Annotated in this window: 18 protein-coding genes; 10 read left to right on the plus strand and 8 right to left on the minus strand. The window is 72.7% G+C overall.

Going from position 1 to position 20,582, the window contains the following annotated elements; translation table 11 throughout:
* Positions 1-34: 34 nt before the first annotated feature.
* Complete coding sequence (locus Ade02nite_RS22805) at positions 35-868, minus strand: sigma-70 family RNA polymerase sigma factor (protein WP_203767251.1); 834 nt, start codon at positions 866-868, stop codon at positions 35-37.
* A gap of 276 nt (positions 869-1,144) precedes the next feature.
* Here Ade02nite_RS22805 and Ade02nite_RS22810 point away from each other — a divergent pair, with 276 nt between their 5' ends.
* Positions 1,145-2,692, plus strand: a complete 1,548-nt coding sequence (locus Ade02nite_RS22810; RefSeq protein ID WP_203767253.1) for a DEAD/DEAH box helicase — start codon at positions 1,145-1,147, stop codon at positions 2,690-2,692.
* On the opposite strand, the gene Ade02nite_RS22815 is transcribed toward Ade02nite_RS22810, so the two are convergent.
* The 3 genes from Ade02nite_RS22815 to Ade02nite_RS22825 all read right to left on the minus strand — a co-directional run bounded on the left by Ade02nite_RS22815 (position 2,681) and on the right by Ade02nite_RS22825 (position 7,488).
* Positions 2,681-3,202: a YceI family protein gene (locus Ade02nite_RS22815; protein WP_203767255.1), complete on the minus strand. Its 522-nt coding sequence runs from the start codon at positions 3,200-3,202 to the stop codon at positions 2,681-2,683. The two genes, Ade02nite_RS22810 and Ade02nite_RS22815, sit on opposite strands and share 12 nt — an antisense overlap.
* Before the next feature lie 35 nt (positions 3,203-3,237).
* The gene (locus Ade02nite_RS22820) at positions 3,238-5,883 is read right to left on the minus strand and encodes an AAA family ATPase (protein ID WP_203767257.1); all 2,646 of its coding nucleotides are present in this window, start codon (positions 5,881-5,883) and stop codon (positions 3,238-3,240) included.
* A gap of 942 nt (positions 5,884-6,825) precedes the next feature.
* Positions 6,826-7,488: a hypothetical protein gene (locus tag Ade02nite_RS22825; RefSeq protein WP_203767259.1), complete on the minus strand. Its 663-nt coding sequence runs from the start codon at positions 7,486-7,488 to the stop codon at positions 6,826-6,828.
* 17 nt (positions 7,489-7,505) lie between these two features.
* Between Ade02nite_RS22825 and Ade02nite_RS22830 the strand changes: the two genes are divergently transcribed.
* Positions 7,506-7,700, plus strand: coding sequence for a hypothetical protein (locus tag Ade02nite_RS22830; RefSeq protein WP_203767261.1), 195 nt, complete (start codon positions 7,506-7,508; stop codon positions 7,698-7,700).
* On the opposite strand, the gene Ade02nite_RS22835 is transcribed toward Ade02nite_RS22830, so the two are convergent.
* From Ade02nite_RS22835 to Ade02nite_RS22845, 3 genes are all read right to left on the minus strand, one after another.
* Entirely contained in the window at positions 7,674-8,675 is a 1,002-nt protein-coding gene (locus Ade02nite_RS22835; protein ID WP_203767452.1) for an App1 family protein phosphatidate phosphatase, read from the minus strand. The genes Ade02nite_RS22830 and Ade02nite_RS22835 overlap by 27 nt on opposite strands.
* Positions 8,676-8,802: 127 nt before the next feature.
* The gene (locus tag Ade02nite_RS22840; protein WP_203767263.1) at positions 8,803-9,510 is read right to left on the minus strand and encodes a hypothetical protein; all 708 of its coding nucleotides are present in this window, start codon (positions 9,508-9,510) and stop codon (positions 8,803-8,805) included.
* Positions 9,511-9,587: 77 nt separating this feature from the next.
* Positions 9,588-9,899 (minus strand): hypothetical protein, encoded by a 312-nt coding sequence (locus Ade02nite_RS22845; protein ID WP_203767469.1) that lies wholly within the window; start codon positions 9,897-9,899, stop codon positions 9,588-9,590.
* An 84-nt stretch (positions 9,900-9,983) separates the two neighbouring features.
* On the opposite strand from Ade02nite_RS22845, the gene Ade02nite_RS22850 reads away from it, so the two are divergent.
* The 8 genes from Ade02nite_RS22850 to Ade02nite_RS22885 all read left to right on the plus strand — a co-directional run bounded on the left by Ade02nite_RS22850 (position 9,984) and on the right by Ade02nite_RS22885 (position 19,352).
* Entirely contained in the window at positions 9,984-10,838 is an 855-nt protein-coding gene (locus Ade02nite_RS22850) for an NAD-dependent protein deacetylase (protein ID WP_379036253.1), read from the plus strand.
* A 181-nt stretch (positions 10,839-11,019) separates the two neighbouring features.
* The gene (locus Ade02nite_RS22855) at positions 11,020-12,021 is read left to right on the plus strand and encodes a LacI family DNA-binding transcriptional regulator (protein ID WP_203767276.1); all 1,002 of its coding nucleotides are present in this window, start codon (positions 11,020-11,022) and stop codon (positions 12,019-12,021) included.
* Between the two features lie 128 nt (positions 12,022-12,149).
* Positions 12,150-13,832, plus strand: coding sequence for an ABC transporter substrate-binding protein (locus Ade02nite_RS22860; protein WP_203767278.1), 1,683 nt, complete (start codon positions 12,150-12,152; stop codon positions 13,830-13,832).
* A 66-nt stretch (positions 13,833-13,898) separates the two neighbouring features.
* A complete protein-coding gene (locus Ade02nite_RS22865; protein ID WP_203767280.1) occupies positions 13,899-14,942 on the plus strand; it encodes an ABC transporter ATP-binding protein in 1,044 nt (347 codons plus the stop codon).
* A complete protein-coding gene (locus Ade02nite_RS22870; RefSeq protein WP_203767282.1) occupies positions 14,939-15,919 on the plus strand; it encodes an ABC transporter permease in 981 nt (326 codons plus the stop codon). Before Ade02nite_RS22865 ends, Ade02nite_RS22870 begins: the two co-directional genes overlap by 4 nt.
* Before the next feature lie 3 nt (positions 15,920-15,922).
* A complete protein-coding gene (locus Ade02nite_RS22875) occupies positions 15,923-16,966 on the plus strand; it encodes an ABC transporter permease (protein ID WP_203767285.1) in 1,044 nt (347 codons plus the stop codon).
* Positions 16,963-17,967, plus strand: coding sequence for an ABC transporter ATP-binding protein (locus Ade02nite_RS22880; RefSeq protein ID WP_203767288.1), 1,005 nt, complete (start codon positions 16,963-16,965; stop codon positions 17,965-17,967). The genes Ade02nite_RS22875 and Ade02nite_RS22880 overlap by 4 nt, the downstream gene beginning before the upstream one ends.
* The gene (locus tag Ade02nite_RS22885; protein WP_203767290.1) at positions 17,964-19,352 is read left to right on the plus strand and encodes a GH1 family beta-glucosidase; all 1,389 of its coding nucleotides are present in this window, start codon (positions 17,964-17,966) and stop codon (positions 19,350-19,352) included. The genes Ade02nite_RS22880 and Ade02nite_RS22885 overlap by 4 nt, the downstream gene beginning before the upstream one ends.
* On the opposite strand, the gene Ade02nite_RS22890 is transcribed toward Ade02nite_RS22885, so the two are convergent.
* Positions 19,324-20,544, minus strand: a complete 1,221-nt coding sequence (locus Ade02nite_RS22890) for an ROK family protein (protein WP_203767292.1) — start codon at positions 20,542-20,544, stop codon at positions 19,324-19,326. The two genes, Ade02nite_RS22885 and Ade02nite_RS22890, sit on opposite strands and share 29 nt — an antisense overlap.
* Between the last annotated feature and the right edge of the window lie 38 nt (positions 20,545-20,582).

Genomic DNA, 20,582 nt, shown 5'->3' on the forward strand with positions numbered 1-20,582 from the left:
TTCCCGGGCCCGCCGCGTTGCGCGGCGGGCCCGTTCATGCCGCCACGGGCAGCCCGTCCGGGCCGGTCACGGCCAGGCGCGACTTCAGCGTCCCGCGGCTGGCGATCTGCTCGTAGTACGCCGCCCGCCGCCGCGCCACGCAGCCCTCCCGGACCGGGGCGGCCAGGGCCGGGTCGAGGTGGATGTTGAGCCCGTCGCGCAGCAGCGTCAGCGCCTCGGCGCGCAGCTGTGACACGCGCGACTCGGTGACGCCCAGCTCCTCGGCGATCCGGGCCATCGGCCGCTCCTCGAAGAAGTAGCCCTGCACCACCGCGCGCAGCCGGTCCGGGAGCGCCTCGATCGCGTGGCGCAGGTAGCCGAGCCGCTCGCGGCGGATCAGCATCTCCTCCGGGCCGGCGCTCGGCTCGGTCACCATGTCGTCGGCCCCCGCCGTGGTGAAGCCCTGGAGGCTGAAGACCACGGCGCGGTGCACGTCGTCGTCGGCCGACTCGATGTCCTCGACCGAGCAGCCGAGGTGGTCGGCGACCTCCTGCGCGGTGGGGTTGCGGCCCAGCTCGGCGGTGAGCTCCTGGCGGGCCGAGTCGGTGCGCCGGGCGCGCTGGCGCACCGAGCGGCTGGCCCAGTCGAGGCCCCGCAGCTCGTCCAGCAGGGCCCCGCGCACCCGGGCGGCGGCGAACCGGGCGAACGGCACGCCGCGCGAGTCGTCGAAGCCGCGCGCCGCGTGCACCAGCGCCGCGTAGCCGGCGGACATCAGGTCGTCCCGGTTGACGTGTGCCGGAACCCGCGCCAGCATCTCGCGCACCAGATGGCCGACGAGAGGCATGTGCTCCTGGACGATGTCGGCACGACGGCGATCGTCTCCGCTCATGGGGGGTTCTCCTCGCGTACCGGCCGGGCGGGGGAAGTCCCGGCACTGAGGAGAAAGGTGATCGGCGTTGAGTGCTGTTCGGGTCCCGAACGGGTGCAGCCCGGTTGCTTCACCCGAGCGGGTACACTTGATCACGCGGCCCGCACAGTCTTGCCTCGGGCCGCCACCGGACCGGTGACCACACCGTCCGATCGGATCGGCCACCACGCGCCGCGACTGAGCACAAAGTCTGCGCCGGGCAGGACGACCTCTCGAGCCATCTGGAGCACCCGCTACATGACCGCCTTCACCGAATTCGGCCTGCCCACCGTGCTGACCACGGCCCTCGCCGACCTCGGCATCACCACCCCGTTCCCGATCCAGGCCGCCACGCTGCCCGACTCGCTCGCCGGCCGCGACGTGCTCGGCCGCGGCCGCACCGGATCCGGCAAGACGTACGCCTTCGTCCTGCCCGTCCTGGCCCGCCTCTCCGCCTCGAAGACGCCGCGCCGCGCGGGCCGCCCCCGCGCGCTGATCCTGGCGCCGACCCGCGAGCTCGCCACCCAGATCGAGGCGACCATGGCCCCGCTGGCCGCCGCGGCCGGCCTGCGCACCCTCGTGGTCTTCGGCGGCGTGGGCGCCAACCCGCAGATCAAGGGCCTGCGCGACGGCGTCGACGTGCTGGTGGCCTGCCCCGGCCGCCTCGACGACCACCTGCGCAACGGGCACGCCTCGCTCGACGCCGTCGAGATCACCGTGCTCGACGAGGCCGACCACATGGCCGACCTGGGCTTCCTGCCGGTGGTGCGCCGGCTCATGGACCAGACGCCGCGCGACGGCCAGCGCATGCTCTTCTCGGCCACCCTCGACAACGGGGTGGACGTGCTGGTCAAGCGCTTCCTGCACAAGCCGGTCACGCACGCTGTCGACGCCGCCGCCGAGGCGCCGGTGCAGATGCGCCACCACGTCCTGCACGTGCGGGGTGACGACCGTTTCCCGGTGCTCGTCGACCTGCTCGCCGCGCCCGGCCGCACGGTCGTCTTCACCCGCACCAAGCGCCGCGCCAAGGTCCTGACCCGCCAGCTCAACGCCGCCGGCGTGCCCGCCGTCGAGCTGCACGGCAACCTTGCCCAGAACGCCCGCAACCGCAACCTGGCCGCGTTCTCCGACGGCACGGCCGAGACGCTGGTGGCCACCGACATCGCCGCCCGCGGCATCCACGTCGACGACGTCGGCCTGGTGATCCACGCCGACCCGCCGGTCGAGCACAAGGCCTACCTGCACCGCTCCGGCCGCACGGCCCGCGCCGGCGCGGAAGGCACGGTGATCACCCTGATGACCGACGACCAGCAGTCCGAGGTGCGCGACCTCACCCGCAAGGCGGGCGTCCGCCCGACCACAAGCCGCACCCGCCCCGGCGACCCGCTGCTGGCCGAGCTGGCCCCGGGCGAGCGCGTCTTCGTGGCGCCGCGCCCGCCGTCCGACCCGGTCCCCGCCGCGGCCACCCCGTCGGCGGGCGGCCGTGGCCGCCGCGGCCGGGGACGGGGCGCGGGCCGCACAGCGGAGCCGCGCGAGCCTCGTCCCGCCCAGACGGCGAGCACGACCCGCCACGGCGAGGGCCGCGCCCAGCGGCCCCCGACGGAGCAGGGGCGCCCGCAGCGCACCCGCGGCGAGCAGGCCCAGGGCGGCGGCACCGTCGGCGGCCGTCAGGGCGGCCAGGGCGGCGGGCGCTCCCGCCGGGGTAGCGCGGGCTCCACGCCGGTGCACACCAGCCAGTCGCAGGGCGGGGGCGCGGCCGCGTTCTCGGCCGGCACCCGGGTGGGCGGGCGGCGCTCAGGCCGCTGACCCGGCGTACAGGTCGAGAGTTATCCGCACCGGGCGGGCGATGATCGCCCGTCCGGTCGCCACCCCCGCGGCGACCCGGTCCACCGTGCCCGTGGCGACGAAGTGGACGCCCCCGGCGGCCGGCTCGGCCACCTCCAGGTCGAGCGTCACCTCGCTGTCGTGGCCCCGGACCCGCAGGACCCCGGTGAGCCGCCAGCCGTCGGCGCCGCGCAGCAGCCCCGTGCTGCGGAAGCCGATCACCGGGTGGTTCTCCGTGTCCAGGAAGCGCTTGCCGGTGATGTCCCGGTTGCGCCGGGGGTCGTCGGAGCGGAAGCTGCCCGCCTCCAGCGTCGCCGAGGCGGTGGACGCCTCGGGGTCGGTGGCGACCGTGATGGTGCCGCCGCGCAGGTCCATCGTCGCCGCCACCGGTTTGAGGCCGAAGACGTGGGTGGCGGTCAGCCGGCAGGCCGAGCGCGCGGGGTCGATGGTGTAGGTGCCGGGAACGAGTCGCGTGTGCACGTCAGTTGTCATGCCCACGAGCCTCGGGCCTCGCGGCGGCGGAAACCTCAGTGCCGGTACTGAGATGCGCCACGGAGGTCGGTGCGCCGGGACAGGCCGAGCTTCGCCAGGGCGTTGCGGACGTGCGTCTCGACCGTGCGCTCCGACAGGAAAAGCCGTTGCGCGACGGCCCGGTTGGACAGTCCCTCCGCGACCAGGGCCGCGACCTCGCGCTCCCGCGCGGTGAGGTCGTCGCGGGCCAGCTCCGCCGCCTCCGCGGCGATCGCCGGCATGCCCAGGGCGCGGGCGCCGGTCAGGGCCTCCGAGGCCAGCTTCCGGCTCAGTCGCGGGTCCGTGTCACGGACCTGCCGGGCGTACGCCACGCGCGCGAGCACGGCGAACGACGGCGCGCCGATCCGTTCCTCCATCGCGACCGCCCCGGCGAGGTGGCGCTCGGCCGCGCCCGCGTCGCCCAGCGCGCCCGCCATCACGCCGAGGATGCGATCGAGGGCGCCCTCGCAGCTGGACATCGAGTTGAGGTAGATGCCGGCGTGCGGCAGCGCCCGCGCGTAGCACTCGCGCACCAGGTCGAGGTCGCCCGTCCACGCCGCCAGCTCGCCCGTGGTCACCACGACGAAGAGCCGCCGCGCGTCCGCCGGCAGCCGCGGCAGGGCGGTGCGGAGGCGGCGCAGGCAGACGGCCACGGTGTCCCCGTCGCCCAAGCCCTTGGCGATCAGGCCGCACTGGGCCACCGCGATCGGGATCTCCTCGCGGTCGAACGCGAGCGGATCGGCCCACGCGTAGTCGCCGGTGTGCGCCGACAGTCCACAGAGGAACGCCAGGTACAGGTAGTACGCGGTCTCGTCCTGCGAGCGGGCGCCCAGGTCGCGCGCTTGCTCCGCGCACTCCCTCGCGGTCGCCAACCGGCCCGCCACCAGCTCGCGGGCGGCCCGGGCGCGCAGCAGATGCCAGCGCGCGACCGGCCACCCCAGGCGGTCGGCCAGCCCCGCGAGGCGTGCCGTCTCCGCGTCGTACTCGGCGAGCTCGCCGCGCATCAGCCGCGCGTCCAGCAGCCACACCCGGCCCCACAGCTCGGCGTCCGGCCGGCCACCCGGCCCGGCCAGCGCACAGCTGCGCTCGGCCAGCTCGAGCACCTCGCCGGCGTCCACCACCGGGTCGAGCACCTCGTGCCGGGCGTGGATCGCGGCGACCAGCGCGTCCGGCCGCCCGGAGGCCGCCGCCAGCGCCATCGCCTCGGCGCTGATCCGCCGCGCCGCCGCCGGATCCTGCTCCTCGGCGAGCAGGAACGCGTACTGCGCCAGCACCTGGGCCCGGTCGGGATCGCTCAGGCCGTGCTCCAGGGCCCGCTCGCACAGCCGCATCAGCGCCGGCGTGAGCGGCCCCGCCACGCCACGGATCACCAGCGCCGCCGGCGCACCCACCTCGTCGACCACCGCCGCGCAGTCGGCCAGCGCCACGTCGAGACGCCCGTCCCGGTACGCCGCCGCGGCGCGCTCCAGCCGCAGCGCCGCGTCGCCGGGCGCGTTCTCGAGCGCCCGTCCGTACCAGTGCACGGCCTCCCGGTGGTCGAGCCCGCGCGTCGCCTCACGCGCCGCGGCCACGCACGCCTCGACCGCCCGCTCGCGGGACCCGGGGTCCACCGCCGCCCGGACGCGATGCCGGGCGATCTCCGCGAGGCTGCCGCCCCTGGTCTCGGTCAGCGCGTCCGCGAGCCCGCCGTGCGCCCGGATCCGCTCGTCGCGCCCGAGGCCGTCGTAGAGGGCCTGGCGCACCAGCTCGTGCACGAACCGCACCCGCGCCGGCACCCACGGATCGTCCACCAGCACCCCCGCGGCGACGGCCTCCGCCACCACCGCGTCCCGCGACTGTCCCGCGGCCCGCCCCAGCACCGTCACATCGATCTCCGCCCCGCACGCCGCGGCCACGCCCAGCATGTCGCGGCACGCCGGGCTCAGCTGCGCGGTGCGCCGTGCGACGAGCCGCCGCAGCCCCGCCGGCAGCCGGACGTCACCGGCCGGCCGCGCCAGCCGGCCCTCCCGGCTCAGCAGCCGCGCCAGCTCGCGCGTGTAGAGCGGATTGCCTCCGCCGAGCCGGTGCACCTCGGCCGCCCACGTGCCGTGCGCCTTGCCGCCCGCCTCCCCCGCCAGGCACGCACCGACCGCGTCGACGTCCCACGGCTCCAGCGCGAGAACCTCCGCCCCGGGCAGATCGAGCGCCGACCGGCTGGTGCCGATCACCAGCAGCCGCGCCCGCCCGATCTCACGCGCGAGCGCCGCCAGCAGCGCCAGCGACGCCTCGTCCGCCCAATGCAGATCCTCCAGGACGAGCACCGCCGGCCCCACCCGCAGCAGCGCCTCCACCGTGCGCCGGATCGCCCGGAACCGCGCCGCCGCAACGGATCCGCCCTCGTCCGCGAGCGCCAGCAGCCCCGGCGGCAGCAGCCCGCCGGACGACTCGAGCAGCCGCGTCCACGGCCAGAACGCGGGCGCGCCCTCATCGGGGTCGGCCCGCCCGACCAGCACCGCCGGCCCCGCCGCCCCGGCCCGCGACACCGCCTCCTCGACCAGCGCCGTCTTGCCCATGCCCGCGTCACCGGTCACCAGGACCACGGCCCCCTCGCCGCGCTCGGCCCCGGCCCGGAGCCGGTCGAGCGCGACCACCTCCGCCACCCGGCCGATCAGCGCGCTGCCCACCCGCACACCATCCCGCGCCGCGCCCCCGATGTCGACAGCGCCGCCTGGCCACCCTCCAGCCGTGAGAGTGAAAGTCGCCGTCGTCGGCGTGGGCAACAACGCCTCAGCGCTCGTGCGGGGCATCGCCCTCCACCGCCACACCGGCAGCCTGGTCGGCATCCACCGGCCGGACATCGGCGGCCTGGGCGTCGGCGACATCGACATCACCGCCGCGTACGCGCTCTCCGGCGCCAAGGTGGGAGCCGACCTGCCCGAGGCGATCTTCCGCTGCCGGCCGGCGCCGCCTTCGTCAACACGACCGCCGACGCCGTCGCCCGCGACCCGGCGCTCCCGCGGCGCTTCGAGGAGGCGGCCTGCCCCTGATCGGCGACGACCTGGCCGGCCAGTTCGGCGTCTTGGTGCTCCATCGCGCCCTGTTGCGGCTGACCTGATCCGGCCGGCGGCCCTCGCCCTGCGCGGCGGCCGGGGCGGCTGTCCGGCCGAGGCCGTCGCACACCTCAAGTCGCCGCCCGGTACCGCGATCCAGTGCGGTGTCCACGAGCGTTGGCCGGGTGGTCCCGCGCCGGGCGGACACCGGGCAGGCGCCGACCGGCTTGGTGCCCGGGCGGGCGATCGGGGCCGAACACCGAACGCATCTGGCCGATACTCGACGGCGGGGTGCGGCTGATCCGCCAGTGCCGCAGCCGCAGCTCGTGCCGCCGGGCCGGCGTATTGAGGACATCGCGCGGGCGGCGGCAGGCCTTCGGGATGGCCGGGATCGATCTGAGGATCATCCACCCGTTCACCGTTGCCGGCAGTGACCCGGGCGCGAACAGCGTTGCCGCTGCGCCGGTGTCGGCCGCAGCCCGATCCGGGCGTGTGATGCGCCACCGGGCCAGCCCTGGCGCCGCGACGGCTGGGCATGCGCGGGAGGCTACCCAGCGAACGGTCACGGACACCGCACTAGCCCGTCGGGACGCTCACCTGGATCTCGTCGGAGAGGGTGAAGCCGGCGCACAGGTCGAGCTCGTCGCCGCTCCAGAAGCGGCCCGGGTCGTACCAGTTGGGCTGGCGGCCGCGGGGCAGCAGGCCCATGTCCTCGTACGTGACGGCGACGACCTCGGCGCAGTAGGCGGTCTCCAGGGCCGAGTCGGTGGCGGGGCCGGAGCCGCCGCGCACCCGCCAGCGGGGGCGGATCTGCGGCACGCGGCCGCGGACCCAGCGCCAGGCGAGCTGGGCCGACGACGGGAACGGGGTGCCGTCGAGGCGGGCCACCGTCTTGAGGGCCTTGTCCTCCATCGACTTGGTGACGCCGGGCTCCAGCTGACGCAGCCAGCCGCGCTGGCCGTACCGGTGGGCCCAGACGGTGACGGCGTCGCGCAGGTCGTGCAGCTGCACCCCGCGCTGGAACGTGCCGGACCACAGGTCGGGCAGCGACTTGCCCAGCTCGGCGTGCCACATCAGCGGTGGCATGTCCTCGATGACGATGGACATGCCGACGTGGTTCACCGGGCTGTTGGTCAAGGTCTGGATCGCCCTGTCCGGTCCGGATCGCCCCCGGAAGATCCAGATGTCCCCCGTACGCGTCAGGTCGATGGCCTCGTCGAGGCTGATGGCGGCATCCACGTGTCTATCCTCGGGTGATGCGTTGGTGGAAGGTAGTGGGATTGGCCGGTCTGGCGGGAGTCGCGGCGACGGGCGCCGTCGTGGCGCGGGCCGAGCGCCGGCGGCGGCAGTACACGCCCGACGAGATCCGGGAGCGGCTGCACCAGCGGGTGGCCGAGGCCGCCACGGACGGCGCCGGGGCCGCCTCAGACGACATCAGTGTCACGGAGTAGCGACCACAGGCCCGCCCCGTCGGGCGCGGAGAACCAGGTCTTGCCCCCGGAGCCGACGGCTTCGGGGGTGCCGGCCGGGCCGGGCACGGCACCGGCCAGCACGGCCTGGGTCGGTGACAGCCGGCGGATGGCGACGGCGGCCACGTTGTCCGGGTGTGCGTGCGCGAACTCCGAGTAGATCTCCTGATCGTGCTGGCCGTCGTCGCCGATCAGCAGCCAGCGGATCTTGGGGAACTCCTGGGAGAGGCGCTGCAAGGTGGTGCGCTTGTGCTCCTGGCCGCTGCGGAACCACCGGTCGGGGGTCGGCCCCCAGTCGGTGAGCAGCAGCGGGCCCGCCGGGTAGAGGTGGCGGGAGAGGAAGCGCGACAGGGTGGGCGCGACGTTCCACGCTCCGGTCGACAGGTAGAAGACCGGGGCGCCCGCGTTCGCCGTGATCAGCCGCTCGTAGAGCACGGCCATGCCCGGCACCGCCATGCGCGCGTGCTCGTCGAGCACGAACGTGTTCCACGCGGCGAGCAGCGGCCGCGGCAGGGCGGTCACCATCACCGTGTCGTCGATGTCGGAGATGAGCCCGAAGCGGCACTCCGGGTCGACCACGCGGATCGGCGCCTCGGCCGGCGCGGCGCCGTCGGTGAACAGCCGCACCCGGCCCCAGCCCGGCTCGAGGTCACCCTTGACCCGGCAGTCGACGTAGCCGCTGCGGTCGGTGCGCGTCTCGGTGATGCTGTCGCCGACCTGGATCCGCACCACCGCGCCGTTGACCGGTGAGGTGGTGAAGCTGCGCCAGCCGCGCACCTTCTCCAGCCTTTTGCTCTTGTGCTGCCCCCGGGTGAGCACGACGCGAGCCATCACCCGCGCCCACCCCGGGGCGCCGTACCCCGTGTAGGCGGTGATCACCGGCTGCCAGCCCCGGTTACGAAGCCGGCGCTCGACGATCTCGTGAAGGGCGTCCTCCACCCGAGCGGCCCGATGCATCCGGATCACAGGCGGCTGCGCGCCACCCGCCGGAGTTGTCGCCACGCCGACCCTCCTGCCCTCTCAATCGGCCTGCCCGGTTACGGTACCCGCCCGCCCTCCCCCGCACGCAGACCACAGCGGATTGCTATGCGGTGGCCGGAACCTCGCCGGTGGACCACTGGTCGGCGAACCAGTGCTCGTCGGCCGGCTGGGGGCGGGTGGCGGCGCGGGCCAGGGCGATGGTGGCCTCGGCGCGCAGGCTGCGCAGGGCGTCGGCGGCCTTTTCGGCGGTCTCCCACAGGGCGCGCTCGTGGTCCTGGGCGGCGCGGTATTCGGCCAGGCGGTGGGCGCGGATCGCGTGGCGCAGGTGGAACTCCTGGACGACCGGGTGCAGGCGGGGGTTCCAGCCGCGGTGGGCGAGGACGTCGTTGAGCTGGGCGATGGAGATCTCGCGGTTGCGGCAGGCGGCGGTGGCCGCGTGGTGCAGGTAGCGCTGACGGACCGCGTTCTCGCCGGGCTTGCGGCGGCGGCTCATCAGCGGGTAGGCGGCGGCCCGGGTGGCGCGCCGGGCGGCCTGGTCGGCGGCCTCGAAGGCCTCCCAGGCGGCGTCGACGTCGCGCTGGGCGGCCTCCCACTCGGCGCGGGTGCGGGCGGCGGTGGCGGCGGCGCGGGTGGCCGCCACGGAGACCTCCTCCGCGTAGCGGATCGACTCGGCCTCGGCGGGTGAGGGGGCGGCGGCGCGGCGGGGCACCGCCATGGTGACGACGGCGATCGCGATGGCGAGCAGGAGGAACAGCCAGAGCGCGACGGCCAGGGGCAGGGAGACGAAGAAGCTTTCCAGGGCGGTTTCCATCGCAACCTCACGATCCTTCGTGGGCGGATATCGGAATGTCGACGTGGTGGAGAGCTGTGGAGCTGCGCGGCGAGGGCTCAGCGAGCGGGCGGCCCGCGGACCACGCGGACGCGGGGCGCGGCGGCGGCCACGAGAACGATCACCGTGGCGGCGATGACCAGCGGCACCATGATCGGATCGGGCGCCGCGGCGACCTCGGCGGCCGGCGCAGGAGAGACCGCGGAGGCCCGCACGGACGACACGGCGGCCGCGGGGGCGGGCGGCGGCGCGGCCACGGCCGGCGCCGACGGGGCCGTGAAGGCCAGCGCCAGCATCGCGAGCCCGGCGAGGAAGCGCAGGAGGCGGCGCCCGTCCCAATGACGGGGAAGCACGCGCGTCACTCCGGCCACAAGACCAACCTACCGAATCGGGCGGAAACGCGCACGAGCTCGAACGGTTACGCCACTCACGGTTTCGTCACCGGACGAGGGACTATTGGTTCCGTGGACCTACAGGTAGTGCGGCAGGTGGCGGAGCTCGGGGACTGGATCTCCGACGGCGACGTGGTGGTGCTCAGCGGCGCGGGCCTCTCCACCGACTCGGGCATCCCGGACTACCGGGGCCCGTCCGGCTCGGCCCGGCGCTCGACGCCGATGACCTACCAGACGTTCACCCGCGACCCGATCGCCCGCCGCCGCTACTGGGCGCGCAGCCACCTGGGATGGCGCACGATCGGCGAGGCCCGCCCCAACGACGGTCACCGCGCGGTGGCGAGCCTGCAGGAGGCCGGCGCCGTGCGCGGCATCATCACGCAGAACGTGGACGGCCTGCACCAGGCGGCAGGCGCCCGTGACGTGGTGGAGCTGCACGGCAACCTGGCCCGCATCGTCTGCCTGGACTGCGGCGACCTGACCCCGCGCGAGGCGATGGCCGCGCGGCTGGACGAGGCCAATCCCGGCTTCGCCGGCGTGGCCACGGCGATCAACGCGGACGGCGACGTGGAGCTCGACGACGCCGAGCTGGACGGCTTCGCCGTGGTCGACTGCGCGGCCTGCGGCGGCATGCTCAAGCCGGACGTCGTCTACTTCGGCGAGACGGTGCCGCCGGAACGGGTGTCGCGCAGTTTCGGCCTGGTCGCCGGGGCGCGGACCCTGCTGGTGCTCGGCTCCTCGCTGACCGTCATGTCGGGCCGCCGGTTCGTGTTGCGGGCCGCGAAGGACGGCATCCGGGTGGCGATCGTCAATCGCGGCGTGACGCGCGGCGAGCCGTACGCGGATCTCGTCGTGGATGCCCCATTGGGCATCGTGCTGCCCCATCTCGCATCGACGGTCGCGACTGTTTCGTCCTGATTCTCGTCGATGGAGCGCTCCCATCGACGGCCGTAATCGCACTGAAACCTAAATATTGATTTGACCCCGTTGACGTGACCGGCCTCACTGGCGTTAACTGCCGGAACCGCTCCCGAAACCGGTTCCGAAACCTAGCGGCAACGCTCCGGTGACACCAGCGGCGAGAACTCACGGAGGACAAGTGCCGATCACCATCGCCGACGTGGCGGCTCGGGCCAAGGTCAGCAAGACGACCGTGTCCCGGGTGCTCAACGGCAAGGGCGAGCTGGACGAGTCGACCGCCGCGCGGGTCCGCGCGGTGATCGAGGAGCTCGGCTACGTGCCCAGCGCCCGCGCCGTCGGCCTGGCTCGCGGCCGCACCCGGGTCGTCGGCATGCTCGTGCCGTCGCTCACCTGGCCGTGGATCGGCGAGGTCATCCAGGGGGCTGTCGACGTGCTCGAGACCGAGCGGTACGGCCTGCTCCTGTTCACCTGCAACCGCGGCGAGGAGTCGATGCGCCAGTTCGGCGCGCAGGTCTCCGCGAAGTCGTTCGACGGCCTGCTGGTCATCGAGCCCGAGGGCACCCTCGACTACATCGCCACGCTGCACGCCCGGGGACTGCCGGTGGTGCTTATCGACGACCGCCACCAGGCGTCCGGCCAGATCCCCAGCATCGGCACGACCAACCACGACGGCGCCGGCTCGGCCGCGCGCCACCTCCTCGAGATCGGCCGCACCCGGCCGCTGATGATCACCGGGCCGGACCGCTTCGGCTGCACCCAGCAGCGGCTCACCGGCTTCGCCACCGCCTACGCCGAGGCCGGCCACCCGATCACCGACGACCGGGTGCGCACCGGCGACTTCACGGCCGCGGCCGGCGCCGCCGGCGTCCGGGCCGCGCTGGAGTCCGGAGTGGACTTCGACGCGGTCTTCGCACACAACGACCTGGCCGCCATCGGGGCCATGCGGGCGCTGCTGGACAACGGCAAGCGCGTCCCGCAGGACGTCGCGGTGGTCGGCTTCGACGACATCCCGACCGCGGCGCACACCCAGCCGCCGCTGAGCACCGTGCACCAACCGCTGCGCGAGATGGGCGAGGCGGCGGCACGCGCGCTCCTCGGCCACTTCGAGGGCACACCCCTGCCCAACCGCCCCACCGTCATTCCCACCACCTTCACCCCCCGCGCCTCCACCGTCCTCTGAGGACAACGAGCACATAGCGAAACGCCGGCCGCCGGGCCCGGCGTAGAACAACTGCGCCCATCGACGCCTCCCCGAGGCGCCGCGATGCCGCACGCCCAAATTTTCAACACAAATGAGGAGATTGAGCGATGCAGAGAAGGAAACTGTTCGCGGTCGCCCTGGCGAGCGTCGTCGCCACGGGCAGCCTCGCGGCGTGCGGCGACTCGCCGAACGCCAACAACGCCAACGCGAACAAGGCTGTCGACTTCCTCAAGATCGGCATGCCGAACGGCACGCAGACCGAGAACCACAACCCGTTCGCCGGCACCTCCTCGGCCAACGCCCTCGGTTACAAGTGGATGATCTACGAGCCGCTGACCCAGTGGAACCCGGTCAAGCCGGCCGACCCCGCGACCCCCTGGCTGGCCAGCTCGGTGAAGTGGGCCGACGACTACAAGTCCGTCGACATCACCGTCCGCGACGGCGCCACCTGGTCGGACGGGCAGAAGCTGACCGCCGACGACGTCGCGTACACGTACACGCTGATCAAGGGCAACGACGCGCTCAACCAGTACGCGGTGCCGTACGACCAGATCACGGTCTCCGGCAGCAACGTCAAGCTCACCTTCAAGTCGTCGCAGTTCGTCAACCAGAACAAGATCCTGGCGAACACCCCGATCGTCCCGAAGCACGTCTGGGAGAAGATCGCTGACCCGGCGACCGACACCAACAAGAACCCGGTCGGCTCCGGCCCGTACACGCTGAAGTCCTTCACCCAGGCCGGTGTCACGCTCACCGTCCGCGACTCGGGCTACTGGCAGGACCTGCCCAAGGTCAAGGAGCTGCGGTACGTCTCGTACGCCGACAACAGCGCCCAGGCCACCGCGCTCGCGAACGGCGAGTCGGAGTGGAGCTTCGTCTTCATCCCGAACGCGCAGCAGACCTTCGTGGCCAAGGACCCCGCCCACCACAAGCTCTGGGCGCCCGGCGTGCTCGGCATCCACGGCCTCTACATCAACACCACGGTCAAGCCGTTCGACGACCCGAAGCTGCGCCAGGCCATGAACATGGTCATCAACCGCACGGACATCTTCAACCAGGCCGAGGCGGGCTACTTCCACCCCGAGATCAAGAGCGTGACCGGCCTGCCGCCGGGCGCCGGTGACGCGTTCATCGCCCCGGAGTACAAGGGCAAGGAATTCTCGGTCGACATCGAGGGCGCCAAGACACTTCTGGCGAAGTCGGGATACCAGTTGAACGGCAAGACGCTCACCGACCCGAGCGGCAAGCCCGTGAAGATCAAGCTCAGCGACCCGGCGCCGTGGTCGGATTACCAGACCACGCTCGAGATCCTGAAGAGCAACTTCGCCGAGATCGGCATCGAGGCCACCGTCGAGAAGCCGAACCAGGACGTGTGGGACGCCAACGTGCAGAAGGGCGCCTTCGAGGCCACGGTCCGCTGGACCAACGGCGGCGCCACCCCGTATGACATCTATCAGACCGTCATGGACGGCGACCTGCTCAAGCCCGTCGGCACCGCCTCGCAGCAGGGCAACTTCGGCCGCTTCAAGAGCCCGGAGGCGACCGCCGCGCTCAAGGCCTACGCCAACGCGACCAGCGACGCCGAGCGCACCGAGCAGATGAACAAGATCCAGAAGGTCTTCGTGGAGCAGGCACCGATGCTGCCCATCGGCGCCGACAACGTGGGCGCGGCGTACAGCGACAAGAACTGGACCGGCTGGCCGACCGACGCCGACCCCTACGCCGGCGCGCAGCCCACCCAGCCGTACGCGCTCCAGATCGTCCTCAAGCTCAGGCCCGCCGGCGCCTGACGCCCGACCTGCCGCTCCCCGCACCGTCCGCGGGGAGCGGCGCCCCCTGTCTGCAAAGGAACGCCGATGACGTCGACCAAGGCGCCTTCCGGCGAGGTGGTGCTCGAGGCGGTAGGCCTGACCAAGCACTTCCCCGTCCGCCGGCGACTACGCCAGATCCTCCGTAAGGAACACGACGCGGTGCACGCCGTCGACGATGTGCACCTCACCCTGCGCCGCGGCCGGGTGGTCGCCCTGGTCGGCGAGTCCGGCTCGGGCAAGTCCACGGTGGCCCGCCTGCTCGCCCAGCTCTATCCCCGCACCGGCGGCGACATCCGGCTGCACGGCGCGAGCACCCGGGTCAAGGGCGGCAGGCCGTTCCGCGAGTACGCGGCGCGCGTCCAGATGATCTTCCAGGATCCGTTCGCCTCGCTGAACCCCGTGCACACCATCCGTTACCACCTGACCCGGGCGCTGAAGATTCATGGCAACGCCGGGTCGACGGCGGACGAGCTCGAGGCCGCGCTGCACGACCTGCTCACCCGGGTCAGCCTCACCCCGCCCGAGCGCTACCTCGACAAGTTCCCGCACGAGCTCTCCGGCGGTCAGCGCCAGCGGGTCGCGATCGCCCGCGCCCTCGGCGCCCGGCCCGAGGCCCTGCTCGCCGACGAGCCGGTGTCCATGTTGGACGTGTCGATCCGGCTCGGCGTGCTCAACCTGTTGCGCGACCTCAAGGAGCGCCTCAACCTGGCCATCCTCTACATCACCCACGACATCGCGTCGGCCCGCTACTTCGCCGACGAGACCCTGGTGATGTACGCGGGCCGCATGGTCGAGGGCGGCGACAGCGAGACCGTCACGCAGGCGCCCGCGCACCCGTACACCCGGCTCCTGATCGACTCGGCCCCGGACCCGGACCGGCTCACCGGCGACGCCGGCGCGCTGGAGGAGGACCGGGGCAACGGCGAGCCGCCGAGCCTGATCAAGCCGCCCTCGGGGTGCCGGTTCCACCCGCGCTGCCCGGCCGCGATGCCGCGCTGCTCCACCGACCGGCCGGTCCCGCTCGAGATCGGTGACGCTCCCGGGCACTGGGCCGCCTGCTGGCTCTACGACAAGGCGGAGGCGGCATGAGGTACTTCCTCCAGCGCATCGCGTTCTACCTGTTCACCGCGTGGGCCGCGATCACGCTCAACTTCTTCATCCCGCGCCTGGTGCCCGGCGACCCCGTCCAGTCGCTGATCGCGAAATACCGCGGCCAGCTCAGCAGCGAGGCGATCCAGTCGCTGTACGTGCTCTTCGGGCTCGACAAGCAGGAAAGCCTCTGGCAGCAGTACCTCGACTACTGGAAGCAGATCTTCCAGGGTGACCTGGGCCTGTCGTTCACCTTCTTCCCGGCGCCCGTCTCGCAGGTCATCTCGCAGGCGCTGCCGTGGACGGTGCTGCTGGTCGGCATCACGACGATCATCAGCTTCCTGCTCGGCACCGGCCTCGGCGTGCTCGCCGGCTGGCGGCGCGGCTCGTGGGCGGACGGCCTGCTGCCGGTCACCACGTTCTTCTCCTCGGTGCCGTACTTCTGGCTCGGCATCATCGCGATCTACCTGCTCGCCGGCCCGGGCAGCTTCTTCCCCTCCTCCGGCGGCTTCGACTCGGGCCTCGTGCCGGCCTGGGACCAGTACTTCATCCCCAGCGCCATCCAGCACAGCCTGCTGCCCGCGCTGACGATCCTGATCTCCTCGGTCAGCGGCTGGATCCTGAGCATGCGCAACATGATGGTGACGGTCGCGTCCGAGGACTACATCACCGTCGCGCACGCCAAGGGCCTGTCCGAGCGGCGGGTCGCGGTCAGCTACGCGGCGCGCAACGCGTTGCTGCCCAACGTCTCCGGCTTCGCGCTCTCGCTCGGCTTCATCGTCGGCGGCACGCTGCTGGTCGAGATCGTCTTCTCGTACCCGGGCCTGGGCTTCACCCTCCTCCAGGCGCTGGGCGCCAAGGACTATCCGCTGATGCAGGGCATCTTCCTGGTCATCACCATCTCGGTGCTGGTCGCGAACCTGCTGGCCGACGTGGCGTACCTGCTCCTCGACCCGCGCACCCGCAAGGAGGGCTGAGCGATGACGATCCCCACCTCGAGCATCGAGCAGGTGATCCCCGGGCAGGGCTCGATGGCCCAGCCGGAGGAGGCCCACCCGACCAAGCGCAAGCGGCAGCGGTTCACGTTCGTCCGCAACAAGAAGGCCGCGATCGGCCTGGTCATCTTCGGCGTCTACGTGCTCTTCGCGATCATCGGGCCGTGGGTGGCGCCGTACGACCCGAGCGCCCGCGGCGACGACCTCGTGCAGCCGCCGTCGGCCGGCCACTGGCTCGGCACCACGCACCTCGGCCAGGACGTGTTCAGCCAGATCCTGGTCGGCACCCGCAGCGTCATGTACGTCGGCCTGCTGGCCGGCGTCATCGCGACGGCCCTGTCGATCCTGGTCGGGGTGACCTCCGGCTATCTCGGCGGCAAGACCGACGACGTGCTCTCCGCGTTCGCCAACGTGATCCTGGTGATCCCGGCCGTCCCCCTCATGATCATCATCACGTCGATCCTGAACAACGCGAGCGACACCCTTATCGCGCTGGTCATCGGCCTCACCTCGTGGTCGTGGAACGCCCGGGTGCTGCGCGCGCAGACCCTGTCGCTGCGCCGGCGCGACTACATCGAGGCGTCCCGCGCCACCGGCGAGAAGACGTGGCGGATCATCGGCTTCGAGCTGTTGCCCAACCTCACCGCGGTGATCGCCTCCGGCTTCGTCGGCACGGTCATCTTCGCGGTGCTCTCCGAGATCACGCTCGCGTTCATCGGCATCGTCTCCAACAACGGCTGGAACTGGGGCACGATCCTCTTCTGGGCGCAGGGCCAGCAGGCGCTCGCGCAGAGCGCGTGGTGGTGGTTCGTGCCGGCCGGCCTCGCCATCGCGTTCCTCGGCACGGCCCTCTCCCTGATCAACTTCGGCATCGACGAGTTCGTCAGCCCGCGCCTGCGCAGCGCCGGCAAGACCAAGCTCAAGACGGCCTCCGGCCACACCGTACGGATGCGCATCGGCTTCACGCCCGTGCTGTCCAGCGCCGCCGCGCCGACGCCCGTGCAACGAGAGGTGGCCAAGCTGCCATGAGCGAACCCGTGCTCGAGATCCGCAACCTCGACGTCGACTACGGTCTCGGCGACAGAGCCGTGCATGCCGTACGCGACGTCAGCCTCACCCTGCACCGCGGCGAGGTGCTCGGCCTCGCCGGCGAGAGCGGCTCCGGCAAGTCGACCCTGGCGTACGGCCTCACCCGGCTCCTGCCCCCGCCCGGCGTCATCACCGGCGGCCAGGTGATCTACCACCCCGAGAAGGACTCGCCGTACGACGTGCTGGCCCTCTCCGACCGCAAGCTGCGCGAGTTCCGCTGGGCCGAGACCGCGATCGTCTTCCAGGGCGCGATGAACTCGCTCAACCCGGTGCACAAGATCTCGACCCAGCTCACCGACGTGCTGAGGGCCCACGACCCGGCGATGAGCGAGCACAGCCGCAACGCCCGGGCCCGCGAGATGCTCAAGCTCGTCGGCATCTCGCCGGACCGGATGGACGCCTATCCCCACCAGCTCTCCGGCGGCATGCGCCAGCGCGTCATGATCGGCATGGCCCTGATCCTCCAGCCGCAGGTCGTGATCATGGACGAGCCGACGACGGCGCTCGACGTGGTGATGCAGCGGCAGATCCTCGGCCAGCTCATCGAACTGCGCGAACGGCTCGGCTTCTCGGTCATCTTCATCACGCACGACCTGTCGCTGCTGGTCGAGTTCTCCAACCGGATCGCCATCATGTACGGCGGCCGGATCGTCGAGGAGGCGCCGGCGTCGACGATCTACCGCAACGCGCTGCACCCGTACAGCGAAGGGCTTCTGGGGTCCTTCCCCGCCCTGCGCGGGCCGAAGCGTGAGCTGGCCGGCATCCCCGGATCGCCGCCGGACCTCGCCGGCATGCCGAGCGGCTGCTCGTTCCACCCGCGCTGCCCCAAGGCCTTCGATCCGTGCCCGACCACCGTCCCCGTGCTCGGTCCCCCGGCCGACGCCAACGCCGCGGGCCGCACCGTAGCTTGCTGGCTCCACCCCGCCTTGGAGAACCGTTGACATCCACACCTCAACTCGCCCCGCTCGTCACCGGCCTGCCGCCTTCTTTCACGTGGGGCGTGGCGACCGCCGCGTACCAGATCGAGGGCGCCGTCGCCGAGGATGGCCGCACACCGTCCATCTGGGACACCTTCAGCCGTACGCCCGGAGCGGTGCACAACGGCGACACCGGCGACGTGGCCTGCGACCACTACCACCGGATGCCCCAGGACGTGGCCCTCATCAAGAGCCTCGGCATGGACAGCTACCGGTTCTCGGTCGCCTGGCCCCGCGTGCAGCCCGGCGGCCGCGGCCCGGTCAACCCCGAGGGCCTCGCCTTCTACGACCGCCTCGTCGACGAGCTGCTGGCCAACGACATCGCGCCGTGGGTGACGCTCTACCACTGGGACCTGCCGCAGGAGCTGGAGGACGCCGGCGGCTGGCCGGCCCGCGACACCGCCTACCGCTTCGCCGACTACGCCGCCCTCGTCTTCGACAAGCTGCGCGACCGGGTCGACACGTTCACCACCCTCAACGAGCCCTGGTGCTCGGCCTGGCTCGGCTACCACGTGGGCGTGCACGCGCCCGGCCGCCGCGACTTCGACGCCTCCCTCGCCGCCACCCACCACCTGCTGCTGGGCCACGGCCTCGCGCTGCAGGCGATGCGCTCCGAGGACCACCGCTTCGGCATCACCCTCAACATGGGCACGGCCGACCCGCTGTCCCCCTCGGACCTCGACCACGAGGCCGCCCGTCGCGCCGACGGCATGGGCCTGCGGCTCTACCTCGACCCGCTGCGCCACGGCAGCTACCCCGCCGACGTGCTGGCCGACCTGGCCGCCCGCGGCTCGGCACTGCCCGTGCAGGACGGCGACCTGGACATCATCTCCACCCCGTTCGACGTGCTCGGCGTCAACTTCTACTTCGGCCAGGACTTCGCCGGCACCGACGAGCAGGGCAACACCCACTCCCCCACCGGCGAGCCGGTCGTCCGCGCCGTCCTGCCGGACACGCCGCGCACGGCGATGGGCTGGCCCATCACCCCGTCGCGCTTCACGTCGCTGCTCGTGCGCCTGTCCCGCGACTACCCCGGCCTGCCCATGGTCATCACCGAGAACGGCGCCGCCTTCGACGACACCCCCGACCCCACCGGCTTCGTCCGCGACGACGACCGCACGGCCTACCTGGCCTCCCACATAGCCGCCGTGGCCGAGGCCCGCGACCAGGGCGCCGACGTCCGCGGCTACTTCGCCTGGTCGCTGCTCGACAACTTCGAGTGGGCCGAGGGCTACGCCAAGCGCTTCGGCATCGTCCGCGTCGACTACGACACCCAGGAGCGCACCCCGAAGCAGAGCGCCCTCTGGCTCCGCGACAGCATCAGCGCCTTGCGCGCTGCCGGGGCGTAAAAGCGATCACCGGCTCCGCCGGCGGCTCGGGCAGACCGCCGTCGGCGAGCAGCCGGGCTATCGGCAGCGTCGCCGCGCCCATCGCCACCGCGTCGCGGCCCAGCTGGCACACCTCGATGCTGGTCGCCGCGTACGGCCGGCGCAGCGCGTGCCGGGCCGCGGCCTGGCGGATCTCCGGCAGGAAGCGGGTGGCGAAGGCCGTGCCCGTGTCGCCGCCGATCACGATGCGCTCGGGGCTGAACAGGTTGATCAGGTCGGCTATGCCGGCGCCCAGGTAGCCCGCCGTCTGCTGGAACACCTCGGCCGCGGCCGGGTCGTCCTGGGCCAGCGTGCGGGGCAGCAGGTCCGGCGTGTACGGCTCGCCCAGCGCGGCCGCCAGCCGGGCCCCGATGCGGTCGGCGCCGATGTACGCCTCCAGGCAGCCGCGCGCGCCGCAGCGGCATTCGTCGCCGTTGTAGATCAGCGTCGTGTGGCCCCACTCGCCGGCGTTGCTGTTCGCGCCCCGGTACGAGCGGCCGTCCATCACCACGGCCGCGCCCACCCCCGTACCGATCATGATGATGACCGCGTGCCGGGCGCCGCGGCCCGCGCCGAACCACATCTCCGCCTGGCCGTGGGTCTTCGCGCCGTTCTCCACGAAGATCGGCACGTCCGTGCCGGCCCGCAGCATCCGGCCCAGCGGCACCGCGTCCCAGCCGGTGGACTGCGAGTCGACCACACCGCCGTCCACCTCGACCACGCCCGGCACGCCCACCCCGAAGCCCAGCACGTCTCCCGGCGCGACCCCGGCCTCCTCGACGACCTTCGCCAGCCCCTCGAGCAGCCGCGCGGCGACCTGTGCCGGGTCGTCGTCGTGGTCCAGGGTCGCCGCCGCGAGCCGGGACATCGACAAGTCGTACAGCTCGACCAGCACGCGCGTCTCGGCCACGTCGGCGCCCACGACGTACCGAAACGTGGGCTTGATCCGGAGCAGCACGCGGGGGCGGCCGCCGTCGGACCCGATCAGGCCGGCCTCCTCGACCAGGCCCTCCTCGATCATCTCGCCGATCAGGTTGCTGACGCTGGCCTGGCTCAGCGCCGTGCTGGCGGCAAGCTGCTGGCGGCTCTGCAGACCGCCGTGGAACAGATCGGTCAGCAAGCTCGCCCTGTTCGCCCGGCGCACGTCCCGCACGGTCGTCCGCCTGGTCTCCATGACCTGACATTCAACGCCATGCGCACGGAAAATGTGAA

This window comes from Paractinoplanes deccanensis (genome assembly GCF_016862115.1).
Lineage (GTDB): Bacteria > Actinomycetota > Actinomycetes > Mycobacteriales > Micromonosporaceae > Actinoplanes > Actinoplanes deccanensis.

Coding starts and splice junctions, on each gene's coding strand:
- Ade02nite_RS22830 (WP_203767261.1), top strand. CDS start 7,506: ATGCGTTGGTGGAAGGTAGTGGGATTGGCCGGTCTGGCGGGAGTCGCG.
- Ade02nite_RS22860 (WP_203767278.1), top strand. CDS start 12,150: ATGCAGAGAAGGAAACTGTTCGCGGTCGCCCTGGCGAGCGTCGTCGCC.
- Ade02nite_RS22815 (WP_203767255.1), bottom strand. CDS start 3,202: ATGACAACTGACGTGCACACGCGACTCGTTCCCGGCACCTACACCATC.
- Ade02nite_RS22805 (WP_203767251.1), bottom strand. CDS start 868: ATGAGCGGAGACGATCGCCGTCGTGCCGACATCGTCCAGGAGCACATG.
- Ade02nite_RS22835 (WP_203767452.1), bottom strand. CDS start 8,675: ATGCATCGGGCCGCTCGGGTGGAGGACGCCCTTCACGAGATCGTCGAG.
- Ade02nite_RS22880 (WP_203767288.1), top strand. CDS start 16,963: ATGAGCGAACCCGTGCTCGAGATCCGCAACCTCGACGTCGACTACGGT.
- Ade02nite_RS22840 (WP_203767263.1), bottom strand. CDS start 9,510: ATGGAAACCGCCCTGGAAAGCTTCTTCGTCTCCCTGCCCCTGGCCGTC.
- Ade02nite_RS22890 (WP_203767292.1), bottom strand. CDS start 20,544: ATGGAGACCAGGCGGACGACCGTGCGGGACGTGCGCCGGGCGAACAGG.
- Ade02nite_RS22875 (WP_203767285.1), top strand. CDS start 15,923: ATGACGATCCCCACCTCGAGCATCGAGCAGGTGATCCCCGGGCAGGGC.
- Ade02nite_RS22870 (WP_203767282.1), top strand. CDS start 14,939: ATGAGGTACTTCCTCCAGCGCATCGCGTTCTACCTGTTCACCGCGTGG.
- Ade02nite_RS22810 (WP_203767253.1), top strand. CDS start 1,145: ATGACCGCCTTCACCGAATTCGGCCTGCCCACCGTGCTGACCACGGCC.
- Ade02nite_RS22865 (WP_203767280.1), top strand. CDS start 13,899: ATGACGTCGACCAAGGCGCCTTCCGGCGAGGTGGTGCTCGAGGCGGTA.